This window comes from Anaeromicrobium sp. (assembly GCF_025210435.1).
Taxonomy (GTDB): Bacteria; Bacillota; Clostridia; order Peptostreptococcales; family Thermotaleaceae; genus Anaeromicrobium.
The window spans coordinates 18,589-30,676 of sequence record NZ_JAOART010000134.1 but is presented as its reverse complement, the minus strand read 5'-3'; the positions used below and the strand labels follow the sequence as shown (position 1 = coordinate 30,676).

Here is a 12,088-nt window from a genome sequence, read left to right as displayed (position 1 = left end):
TATTTTATATGTTGCTTCAAATATGCTTGATTTGTTTCCTGCCTTATCTACTACAATTGCCTTTAGGGTCGTTGTTTTACTTATTGTAATTGGCCCTTCATATTTAGTGCTTTTTTCTGTTGGTTCACTTCCATCTATTGTGTAGTAAATAGTTGAATCTTTTTCTCCTGTTAATTCTATATTTTGATCTTCTTTATAGGTTCCTGCTACTATATTTGCTTCTGCTACCTTTGGTGCTTCTTTATCTATTTTATATGTTGCTTTAAATATTTCCGATATATTTCCTGCTTTATCTACTGCAATTGCCTTTAGAGTCGTTGTTTTACTGATTCTAATTGCTCCTATGTATTTACCACTTTTTTCTGTTGGCTCACTTCCATCTATTGTGTAGTAAATAGTTGCTCCTTCTTCTCCTGTTAATACTATATTTTGCTCTTCTTTATAAGTTCCTGTTCCTACATTTGACATGGGTTTATCAGGTGCCGTTGTATCCGTTCCTTTTATGATCAGTGTAAATGTTTTTTCGGAAACTTTATCTCCTACTTTTACAATAGCCGTAAGCTTAACTTCTTGATTCCTTAATTTTCTTACTACTATACCCTTATTTCCACTAATTAAAATGACACCTTCATTAGAAGATTTCCATGTTACTGTGGACTCTTCTCCCACAGTTGATATTAATTTCACATTTTTTGTTATGTTATCGTATGTATCTTCATCTGCCAAGGAAATAGCTTTTCCTATTTTTAAGCTATCTGCAAGCCTTCTTGCCTTTTGTTTATCTGTTTCTGATTCAGCTTCAATCACTTTTAAAGATGATTTATTATCATTGTCATCCATTAAAATCAAATGAATATAATAACCTTGTCCAGATTCTAAATTATTGTATACATGATCCACTACTGTATTAGGTTCTTCTATTTCAAATGTAAAATCATTGCCCTTTGCAAAATCCACAAGTGCATCTTTTGTATAATCAATTTTTTCGCCATATACGGCGTAATATACCGTTGCACTTTCATCCACATTTGTATACATTGTGATTTTAGTTTCACCACTTCGAACAGCATATGGATACCCTTCATTCCACTTAGGTGCTTTTGTATCTTTCTCAATTTTATATACTTTCGTTCCTACCTTTGATATATTTCCAGTTTTATCCACTACAATTACTTTTAATGTGGTTGTTTTAGTAATACTTATTGGCTTTTTATATATTGTACTTTCCTTTGTTGGTGTTGTACCATCTAGAGTATAATATATTGTTGCTCCTTCTTCTCCTGATAATTTCACTTCAACATGGTCCTTGTATGTACCTTCTGGTTTATTAAATTTTGGTGCCTCTGGTGCTGTTGTATCTTTTTCCTCTTTTTTAATAGTATATACTTTCGTTTCTACCTTTGATATGTTTCCAGCTTTATCCACTACAATTACTTTTAATGTGGTTGTTTTAGTAATACTTATTGGCTTTTTATATATTGTACTTTCCTTTGTTGGTGTTGTACCATCTAGAGTATAATATATTGTTGCTCCTTCTTCTCCTGATAATTTTACTACAACATGATCCTCGTATGTACCTTCTGATTTATTAAATTTTGGTGCCTCTGGTGCCGTTGTATCTCTATGCTTACTACTTGATTTCTTCTTTGAACTACTGGTACTTTTACCAGCATCATCGTTATTAGAATCCATATCTTTATTTTCAATTCTAACTTTACCTATATTATCTTCTACCTTTACATAATCAGGTTTTTTCTCAATGACAACATCTTTATTTTCAACAAGGGCTTTCTTTATTTCACCTTTCCCTTTGATTTCTGTTTTGGCCTTTATAATTACTTCTTCGATGATACTTCCTTCTTTTGTTTCTACTTTTGTATCTCCTTGGATGTCCATTTTTTTAACTTTCGTTTTCTCTCCAAGATTCAATTGGACCTTACTCTTTGTCTTTATCTCTTGAATATTACTTTTCCCTAGGATCTCTACCTTTGGTTCTTTCTTTACTTTCGTTATAACTATCTTTTTTACTTCTACATCTTCAATATGTATTGGTTGTTCCTTTGTTCCTCCTGATACTTCTATTTGTCCTTCGATTTTACTATTTTTTATATTAACAGACCCATTTACCCCAGGGCTTATATATAGATTTCCTTTTATTTCTTTATTCTCTATCTTTATATTAGGATTGATTATGGTAACTTTCGTCACGTCCTTTGGCATGTTATCCATGTCCTCTTGACTTGTTACTATATAACCTAACATATTGTCCACAATGGTCATTATTTCTGCCCTATTGATTGTACTTTTAGGTTTAAATGTACCGTCTTTATACCCGCCTATGTATCCTAATTCCGAGAATTTTTTTATTCTTTCTTTTGACTTTTCATCTGCCTCTTTTAAATCTTTAAATGCTCTTTTTTCTCCTTTTACTTCCTGTTCTTCTGTATCTAATATTAAACCCAGCATATTTACAACTTCTTCTCTTTTTGCTGGTTCATCTGCTCTTACCTTTAATTCTTCCACATATCCATAGTATTTTGCCTTTGATGTTTCCCCTGCATACCATTTTTCATTTGATACATCAGTAAAGTTTCTATCTGCTTTCTCCTTTAACCCAAAATATTTATTTACTAATGTGATCATTTCTCCCCTTGTTATCTTTTTATCTGGCTTGAATGTTCCATCAGGATATCCTGATAAAAACCCCTTCTTATGGTGTTCTTTAATAACCTTTTCTGCCCAGTGACCATGGATGTCACTAAACTCTTCAACTTTAACACTATTGTTGGCATAGCCTACTAATGCACTTTGTAGGATCAAACTCAGTGTTAAGATAAATACCAATATTCTTTTCATTTCATTTCCCCTTTCTCCATATTTTGTATATATATTAGCAAAACATATTGTATCATATGATTCTCAACAATTTCTCAACATTTTCCTACAAAATATGTCTGTTTTTTTCATATTTTTACAAACTAAAAACTGCTAGGTCATTGACTAGCAGTTTTTAGTTTCACTTTATGATATTTATTAACTTATCCTAATTTAATTCTTCAAAAAGCTCTAAGGCCCTATCTAGTATTCCCGTCACTTCAGCTATTAATATGCCATAGTTTACTATGGGAATTCCTTCATTATTAGCTTCCTTTACTCTAAATTCCATTTCCTTAGGATTTAACATACATCCGCCACAGTGAACTATTAAATCATAATCATGGATCTTATCACTAGTTGGATAGTAGGTTCCACTAGTCCACTGAAAGTTAAGTTTTCCCCCTACCATATTCTCTAGCCACCTAGGTATTTTATCCCTTCCTATATCTCCATCCTGTCTATGGTGAGTACATCCTTCACAAATTAATACCCTGTCTCCTTCTTTTAGTTCTCTAATCTTTTTAACTCCATTTATTAGGGATTTTAAGTCTGCCTTATATCTTGCATATAGAATTGAAAAAGAAGTTAAGGGTATATCCTCAGGAGTATCTTCATGAACCCTTTTAAATGCTTGAGAATCGGTTATTACAAGCCTTGGCTTTTTACCTAGGGCCTTTAGGGCATCTTTTAGTTCTGTCTCCCTTGTTATTACCACAATTCCTCCATGGTCTATAATATCCCTTGTGGTTTGTTGTTGTGGAAGGATTAGCCTTCCCTTTGGTGCTGCCTTATCTATAGGAGTTACTAATACAACCAGGTCTCCTGGTTCTATTAGATCTCCCACTATTTTTTTTTCATGGGTTTGTAGATCTGCATAAGTGATAATAGCCTCTTTTAATAGGTCTATTCCCCTTTTATTTTGGGCACTTACTTTCACAAAGGGCATATTGTACTTCTTCTTTAAATGACCTATGGCATGATCATCCATATCATGTATATCTATTTTATTTATAACTCCCACTATGGGAATATTTTTATCTTTAACCCTTTTAATAATATCTTGGTCAAACTCAGTTATGCCTTCATCACCATTAATAACTATTACTGCAAATTCTGTCTTATTCAGAACCTGATAAGTCTTTTCTATACGTAACTCTCCAAGTTCTCCCACATCATCAATTCCCGCCGTGTCTATTATAACGACAGGTCCTATAGGTAGTATTTCCATAGCCTTATATACAGGGTCTGTTGTAGTTCCTGCCACATTTGAAACAAGGGCTATATCTTGATTTGTAAGAGCATTAATAAGGGTAGACTTCCCCACATTCCTCTTCCCAAATATGGCTATATGTAGTCTATTACTTCTTGGTGTATTTTCCATCCGCGCACCTCCATATTATTATTTTTTAGTTAAAGCACTTTTTACAGTAACTCCTTTTAATCGGCCCAGGTTACCTGTCAAAGAGCTTATGTCATCTGTAGTTCCATCTACTATTATAGAAATAACATTTACTGACTTTTCCTTATACGGTATACCCATTCTTCCCACGATTATATCTTTAAACTTAGAAAATAAATCGTTTACTTTACTAATACTTTCATTGGATTCTACCAACACTGCAACTACACCTATTCTTTTATTCATAACTTTCACCTCGTCCAATATTATTATTATTTTACATTTTAATAATTATGTTTTCAAGTAATCTGTTATATAGTAATTTTTTCATAGAAAAAATAGACGGCTTTAATTAGCCGCCTTTATAGATTTCATAATAATAAATTAATTTTATGCAAAATGCTTTTTGTAATCAAAGTAAGCCTATATTGTTCCAAACTTGGAAAAAGGATATATTCTTATAAGGGTCTTTCCCACAATTTCATCCTTATCTATTAATCCTAATTGTCTACTATCCATACTATTATTTCTATTATCACCCATAACAAATATTTTATTTTCTGGTATACTATCTATATTAATTTCTGGCCAAGTTCCATTCTCTTTTATGTAGCCTTCATCTAACTTAAGATCATTTACATAAACCTCTCCATCCTTTATTACTAACTTATCTCCTTCCCTTGCAATAACCCTTTTAATTAATTTCTTAGTAGTTTGACCCTTTAACTTTTCCATAAAGCTTAACTTTTTCAATTCTCCTTTAGAAAGTTCTATCTGAGAATTAACTACTACTATATCTTTATATTCTACATTTTTACTATTTAATAAAATTAATCTATCACCTTCCACTAGGGTAGGATTCATAGATACACTGTAAACTTCTATAGATGTTAGAAAAGAAGTTATTACAAATGCAATGACAATTGCTAAACCTATGGATTTTATCCATTCTATTATCTCTTTTTTCATATACTTTCCCTCCACACTTTTAATACTTCCTATTTACTAATTATAGCTAAAAGCCATCTTTAACACAAATAAGTATAAAGATGGCTTTTTACTTATTTAACCTCTTTAAATTCCTTTCCCTTAAATGTTCTAACAGGATTTCCCCTCTCAATTTCCTTATGGGAATTCCATCTATTTTCATCTAATTTTTTAATCTTCTTATTTTTCATTTCCTTAAGGGTCATTTCAAGCCTAGCCATGGCCAATTTTTTGTTTTGATATTGACTTCTTTCTTCTCTAGCTATGACACTTATGCCCGTTTCAATATGTGTAATTCTTACGGCAGTTTCTGATTTATTCACATGTTGTCCCCCAGCACCACTTGATCGCATTGTTTCTATTCTTATGTCCTTGTTGTTAAACCAGGTACTTTCATCTTCTTTAAATTTCTCCACATGTATAAACCAATTTTTTCTCTTGTGATTTAGTCTATAGGGACTTTTGCATATCCAAAGTATAGTTCCATTTATTGAATCAATATATTCATCTAGATTTTCTCCCTTTACCTTTAGAAAGACAGACTTAAAAGTATCCTTCTTTTCACCCTTTACATAATCCATAAGGTCTACTTTAATATTTCTTTTTACACATTCCTTCTTTAGTACCTTTAAAAATAAATATACACAACGGGAACACTCTACAGGTCCTTGACCTGCACTTATTTGTAACCACATGATACTATACCTTATAAGTAATTAAAGGTTTTAGGGTTGCTACTATATCTATCATATTAGCATCTACCATATCTTTAATTACCCTTTCTATGTTCTTGTATGCCTCTGGTGCTTCCTCGTATATGGAGTTTACATCCTTATATATTAAATTAGAACTTATTCTATTTTCTCTTAAGTCTTTTTTTGAATATATATTTTTAAGTCTTTCCTTACAACCGGACCTTGACCACTTTCTACCAGCTCCATGGCTTATGGAATAATTATAATCTACCAGATTTAGCCTCGGCCTTACAATATAAGAACTAGATCCTCGACTTCCAGCCACAACCACTAATCCCACATCTGATGGGGCAGCGCCCTTTCTGTGAATATAGTACATCTGTCCATATATTTTTTTAGGAGTTATACTGTTATGGACACTATCTAATAGCTTTCTATTCTCCTTACTCCCTAATGCCTTATTCATTTTATAGGCTATTACCTCACGATTTATAGTTGCAAATTCCATGGCCCTATTATGTTCATCCATATATTCTTTAAATAAAGGAGAATTTACTTCTATTCCCCTTTCACAGGAATGTTTATCTATAAAATCTCTTAAAATATGCTCTCCATAGGATCTAGAGCCACTATGGATTAACAAAAATACATTATTTTTATCTATATTATTTTCCTTTAATAGATTTTCATCATATACCCTATCTATTTCTGTTAACTCTCCAAAATGATTCCCCGATCCTATAGTGCCTAATTTTTCTCTAAAGGGTAAATCTATATTTTTAAACTCTTCTATATGCACTTCTTCTGTTTTTTCTAATTTCTTTAATAATCTATGAACCTTTATTTTTCTTTTCCTTATTCCTGTGGAAAAAAGGCTCATGCCACAACCTATGTCATTTCCTATTATGTGAGGATATATTATATCCTTAGTTAAATAACTTGCCCCCACAGGAGTCTTTCCCAAATGTAGATCAGGAAGTCCCACTGCTTTTATGATACCCTTTAGATTAGCCATCTTTTTCAAACTTTCAATAGCATTACTTTCAATCCAAGATTTATTAGATTGTACAATTTTTATATTGTTCATATTCTCTCCCTTTGGTCATCTTTCCATCTTTTACTGTGAGAGAATACACCCTTGACCTATTATTATAATCTCTCACCTATTAATATTATTCTTCTTAGCATAACAATCACGTCCTTTCAATATATTTTCCTGAAGTAGGCTCACATAAACCTAATTTCCACATAACAAATCCCTAATTAAATAGTTTCCTTATTCATAATTCATATGATTTTTCACTATTTTATGCTGATTTTACATATTATTCCACACACATTATAACATACAAATAAATGGTTTTTTTTCATTTATAACATATGTAACCAAATCGAAATATTTTCCTGAAGTAGACCCACATAAAGCCAATCCCCATACAACAAATCCATAATAACTTTTCATAATTTTTCCAAATTACAATTTCTAATTTTCTTATTGATTTAAAAAAGACATTTTGGTATAATTGCATACAATAATACATTTTCGTAATTGTATGCAGAAAGGAGTATAAATAAACATGAAAAAATCCTTAACCTATAAAATATTAGAAAAAAATTTAATAGAAGGAATCTTCAAATGTGGGGAAGAGATTTCAGTAAAGGTAAATCAAACCTTAACACAAGATTCTACAGGCACTATGGTTTACCTCCAACTAGAAGCCATGGATATAAATAAAATCCAAACGGATTTATCTGTAGCATATATTGATCACAACACCCTACAGCAGGGTTTTGAAAATGCAGATGACCATGAATTTATAAAAAGTGTAGCTTCCAAATATGGAATAATATTCTCTAAAGCAGGAAATGGTATTTGCCATCAACTTCATTTAGAACGATTTGGTAAACCCGGTTCTATTCTCATTGGATCAGATAGTCATACTCCAACTTGTGGAGCTCTTGGAATGATTAGTATAGGAGCTGGAGGACTGGATGTGGCCATAGGAATGGCTAAAGGATACTACTATCTAAAGGTTCCAAAGGTTTTAAATATAGAGTTAAAGGGTTCCCTAAATAAATGGACATCAGCTAAGGATGTTATTTTGTATATATTAAAGGAACTATCTGTAAAGGGAGGCGTAGGATATATAATCGAATACTCAGGAGACGGAATAAAAGAACTTTCCCTAACGGATAGGGCTACTATTACTAATATGGGAGCCGAATTAGGTGCAACTACTTCCATATTCCCTAGTGATGAAATTACAAAGGACTTTTTAACTCGTCAAAATCGTAGTGAAGACTTTATTTCCATGGAAGCTGATGAAGATGCCTTTTATGATAAAAAAATTATTATAGATTTAAGTCTTATCACCCCTATGGTAGCTAAACCCCATAGCCCGGATAATGTGGATAAAATATGTAACATGGAAAAAATCAAAATAGATCAGGTGGCCATAGGTAGTTGTACTAACTCTTCTTATACGGATCTAATGAAAGTAGCTAAAATTTTAAAGGACAAGAAAGTACATGAAAATGTGAGTTTAGTAATCTCTCCTGGATCAAGTAACATATTAAAAATGTTATCAGATAATGGTGCTTTAGGTGATTTAATAAAAGCAGGTGCTAGAGTACTTGAGGCCACCTGTGGTCCTTGTATAGGCATGGGCCAAGCTCCTAAAACAAATGCCATTTCTTTGAGAACTTTTAACAGAAACTTTAAAGGAAGATGTGGTACATCTAATGGCCAAGTATACTTAGTAAGTCCAGAAACTGCTGCTGCCAGTGCCATAGCTGGATATTTAATTGATCCATCAACCCTAGGTAATCCTCCTGTGATAGATTTACCTCATAAGTTTCAAGTACACAATAACTATTTTATTTTTCCAAATCATAATGAAAATAAAACTGAAGTTATTATGGGACCTAATATTAAACCCTTCCCCATAAATAAGCCCTTATGCCACAAATTAGAAGGAAAGGTTTTATTAAAAACAGGAGATAACATTACTACAGATGACATAATGCCTTCTAATGGAAAGCTCCTCCCATTTCGATCAAATATACCTAAATTATCAGATTATGCCTTTGGTACCATCTGTGATAATTTTAAGGACATATGTACTCAATATGGAGGGGGATTTATAATAGGGGGTCACAACTATGGACAGGGATCTAGCCGTGAACATGCAGCTTTAGTTCCCCTATATTTAGGAGTAAAAGCTGTTATTGCTAAATCCTTTGCTAGAATCCATAAGGCGAATTTAATTAACGTGGGAATAATTCCATTAGAATTTAAAGATCCCCATTCCTATGATCATTTTAGTTTTACCCATAACTTAATTATAGATAATATAATCTATCAGCTTGAAAACAATTGTGAAATTTTAATATTAAATGAATCTAGAAATAAAGAAATTCCATTGATTTTTAATGGATCCAAGAGAGATATGGAAATTCTAAAGGCAGGAGGATATATGAATTACGCTAAAAAAATCTAGTATAAAGGAGGTAATCTCATGTATGAAGTCACCCTAATACCAGGAGATGGTATAGGTCCTGAAATAACAGAATCTACTATTAAAGTTATTGAAGCCACAGGAGTGAACATAAGATGGCATCTGGTAAATGCAGGCTTGAATGTATATGAAGACACGGGAGTATTAGTTCCTGATGACCTCCATAAGAGTCTTCATAAAAATAAAATAGCTTTAAAGGGTCCTATTACAACACCTATAGGAAGTGGATTTAGAAGTATAAATGTAATGCTTAGAAAAAAATATGATCTTTATGCCAACATAAGACCGGTTAAATACATTGAAGGAATCAATAGTCCCTACAAAAATGTGGATTTAGTCATATTTAGGGAAAATACAGAGGGTTTATATGCAGGAGTTGAAGAAAAAATCAATGAGGAACAATATAATAGTATAAAAATAATTACTAAAAAAGCATCAACACGTATTATACGCTCTGCCTTTCAATATGCATGTGACCATAATAAGAAAAAAGTTACTGTAGCTCATAAGGCTAATATTTTAAAGCTATCTGATGGTCTATTTTTGAATACAGCCCGTGAAATTAGTAAAGAATATCCTAATATAACTTTAGAAGAAATAATAATTGATAACATGTGTATGCAATTAGTTTTAGATCCTTCTCAATTTGAAGTTATAGTTACTATGAATCTTTATGGAGATATTTTATCAGACCTTTGTGCTGGTCTAGTGGGAGGACTAGGAATAGTTCCTGGAGCTAATCTGGGGGATAATATGGCCATATTTGAAGCAGTTCATGGTAGTGCCCCTGACATTGCTGGTAAAAATATTGCAAATCCTACAGCTTTAATTCTTTCTGGAAGTATGATGCTAGATTATTTAGGTGAAAAGAAAAAGGCTAAATTAATTATAGACGCAGTAAGGAAAGTTATTGGAAACAAAAGGTGGGTTACTGCCGATTTAGGTGGCAGTGCTACCACATTAGAATACACTAATGCTCTTATAGATTTTATAAAATAGCTAGTTATGAGGAGGTGAATTTAATTGGCTTTATCAAATGAAAATGAAACTATAAAGGGTTTTTCCAAATTAGCCCTAAAAAATAACCATATCCCTAAAAAATATTACAATAAATATGACGTGAAACAGGGCCTTAGAAATTCCAATGGAACGGGAGTACTTGTTGGTCTTACAGACATTGGCTCTGTTCAAGGATATACTATGCATAAGGGAAATAAAATCCCTATGGAAGGAAAACTCTATTATAGGGGCATAGATATAGAAAAAATAGTAGAAGGTTTCCAGATGGAAAATCGTATTGGGTACGAAGAAATATGCTTTTTATTATTATTTGGGAGACTTCCTAATAAGGACGAACTAAAGGAATTTAATGAACTATTAGACCAATGTAGATATTTACCAGATGGTTTTACTGAAAATATGATTTTAAAAATTCCAAGCAAAGATATAATGAACAAATTACAAAGGAGTGTTCTAGTATTATACTCCCATGACTACAATCCAGATAGTATTACTATTGATAATATATTGCGTCAGAGTATACAATTAATAGCTAAATTCCCTACTATTATATCCTATGGTTACCAGGCTAAAGCCCACTATTTTAATAGGGATAGCCTATTTATTCATTCTCCAAAGCCTAATATGGGCACTGCAAAAAATATACTTCACATGATACGTTCACATAATAAATATACGGAAACAGAAGCAGAAGCCCTGGATTTGTGTTTAGTAATTCATTCAGAACATGGTGGTGGTAATAATTCTACCTTTGCAACCCATGTGGTATCTTCAAGTGGTACAGATACTTATTCTACCATATCTGCTGCCATAGGCTCCTTAAAGGGCCCTAAACATGGAGGTGCCAACTTAAAAGTCCTTCGTATGATTGAAAATATAAAGGAAAATGTACCTAATCTGAAGGATAAAGGACAATTAAAGGATTATCTTCTCAAAATATTAAAAAGACAAGTATTTAACAAAGAAGGCCTCATTTATGGAATGGGCCATGCCGTATACACTATCTCAGATCCTAGGGCTAAATTATTAAAGAAAAAAGCTCATAAATTAGCCCTAGAAAAGAATAAAATGGAAGAATATAACCTGTATTCTTCAATAGAATCTCTGTCTAAAGAATTATTCAAAGAGCTAAAGGGACACGACTTTGAAATTTGTGCTAATGTGGATCTTTATTCAGGTTTTATTTATGAAATGTTAAATATTCCTTCTGATTTATACACTCCCCTCTTTGCCTGTGCTAGAATAGCTGGCTGGTGTGCCCATAGAATAGAACAAATAGTAAGTGATCAAAAGATTATGCGACCTGCCTATATTAGTGTACAGGAAAATACTCCTTATGTTTCCCTATGTAATAGATAAACTTTACTTATATGATTTATTTTTATTCTCAAGAGTTTAGGTTTTAGATTGAATAGGATCTATTCCTAAACTCTTATTTATAATGGCTTTTTATTCTATTTATAATTTTGATTTACGTAAGTATTAGAACTTGATATAATTAAAGTATAAGTTGCAAAAAATGCCAAAAACCAAGTTTTTTCATATTTTCTATATAGTACTTTTTTAACAATATATTGATAGAATTTTTAGAC

At 32.1% G+C, this 12,088-nt stretch carries 9 protein-coding genes; 3 read left to right on the top strand and 6 right to left on the bottom strand.

The features are described 5' to 3' along the window. The 6 genes from N4A57_RS16145 to N4A57_RS16120 all read right to left on the bottom strand — a co-directional run. The coding region (locus N4A57_RS16145; RefSeq protein ID WP_293659078.1) for a chitobiase/beta-hexosaminidase C-terminal domain-containing protein at positions 1-2,856 on the bottom strand (2,856 nt) is incomplete at its 3' end. A gap of 187 nt (positions 2,857-3,043) precedes the next feature. Further along, the gene (gene hydF, locus N4A57_RS16140) at positions 3,044-4,258 is read right to left on the bottom strand and encodes a [FeFe] hydrogenase H-cluster maturation GTPase HydF (protein WP_293659077.1); all 1,215 of its coding nucleotides are present in this window, start codon (positions 4,256-4,258) and stop codon (positions 3,044-3,046) included. Between the two features lie 18 nt (positions 4,259-4,276). Further along, positions 4,277-4,522 carry a TM1266 family iron-only hydrogenase system putative regulator gene (locus N4A57_RS16135; protein ID WP_293659076.1) on the bottom strand — a complete coding sequence of 82 codons (246 nt, stop codon included), beginning with the start codon at positions 4,520-4,522 and terminating at the stop codon, positions 4,277-4,279. 177 nt (positions 4,523-4,699) lie between these two features. Beyond that, a complete protein-coding gene (gene lepB, locus N4A57_RS16130; RefSeq protein ID WP_293659075.1) occupies positions 4,700-5,245 on the bottom strand; it encodes a signal peptidase I in 546 nt (181 codons plus the stop codon). Between the two features lie 92 nt (positions 5,246-5,337). After that, complete coding sequence (prfH, locus tag N4A57_RS16125; protein WP_293659074.1) at positions 5,338-5,958, bottom strand: peptide chain release factor H; 621 nt, start codon at positions 5,956-5,958, stop codon at positions 5,338-5,340. Positions 5,959-5,962: 4 nt separating this feature from the next. Further along, the gene (locus tag N4A57_RS16120; protein ID WP_293659073.1) at positions 5,963-7,045 is read right to left on the bottom strand and encodes an RNA ligase RtcB family protein; all 1,083 of its coding nucleotides are present in this window, start codon (positions 7,043-7,045) and stop codon (positions 5,963-5,965) included. Positions 7,046-7,535: 490 nt separating this feature from the next. On the opposite strand from N4A57_RS16120, the gene N4A57_RS16115 reads away from it, so the two are divergent. Genes N4A57_RS16115 through N4A57_RS16105 form a run of 3 tightly spaced genes read left to right on the top strand, consistent with a single transcriptional unit; the run spans position 7,536 to position 11,855 of the window. Further along, positions 7,536-9,458 (top strand): aconitate hydratase, encoded by a 1,923-nt coding sequence (locus N4A57_RS16115; protein WP_293659072.1) that lies wholly within the window; start codon positions 7,536-7,538, stop codon positions 9,456-9,458. A gap of 18 nt (positions 9,459-9,476) precedes the next feature. After that, on the top strand, positions 9,477-10,475 hold the full coding sequence (locus N4A57_RS16110) for an isocitrate/isopropylmalate dehydrogenase family protein (protein WP_293659071.1): 999 nt from the start codon (positions 9,477-9,479) through the stop codon (positions 10,473-10,475). Positions 10,476-10,499: 24 nt separating this feature from the next. Next, on the top strand, positions 10,500-11,855 hold the full coding sequence (locus tag N4A57_RS16105; protein ID WP_330671538.1) for a citrate/2-methylcitrate synthase: 1,356 nt from the start codon (positions 10,500-10,502) through the stop codon (positions 11,853-11,855). The last annotated feature ends 233 nt before the right edge of the window (positions 11,856-12,088 follow it).

Coding starts and splice junctions, on each gene's coding strand:
- N4A57_RS16120 (WP_293659073.1), bottom strand. CDS start 7,045: ATGAACAATATAAAAATTGTACAATCTAATAAATCTTGGATTGAAAGT.
- hydF (WP_293659077.1), bottom strand. CDS start 4,258: ATGGAAAATACACCAAGAAGTAATAGACTACATATAGCCATATTTGGG.
- N4A57_RS16115 (WP_293659072.1), top strand. CDS start 7,536: ATGAAAAAATCCTTAACCTATAAAATATTAGAAAAAAATTTAATAGAA.
- prfH (WP_293659074.1), bottom strand. CDS start 5,958: ATGTGGTTACAAATAAGTGCAGGTCAAGGACCTGTAGAGTGTTCCCGT.
- N4A57_RS16135 (WP_293659076.1), bottom strand. CDS start 4,522: ATGAATAAAAGAATAGGTGTAGTTGCAGTGTTGGTAGAATCCAATGAA.
- lepB (WP_293659075.1), bottom strand. CDS start 5,245: ATGAAAAAAGAGATAATAGAATGGATAAAATCCATAGGTTTAGCAATT.
- N4A57_RS16110 (WP_293659071.1), top strand. CDS start 9,477: ATGTATGAAGTCACCCTAATACCAGGAGATGGTATAGGTCCTGAAATA.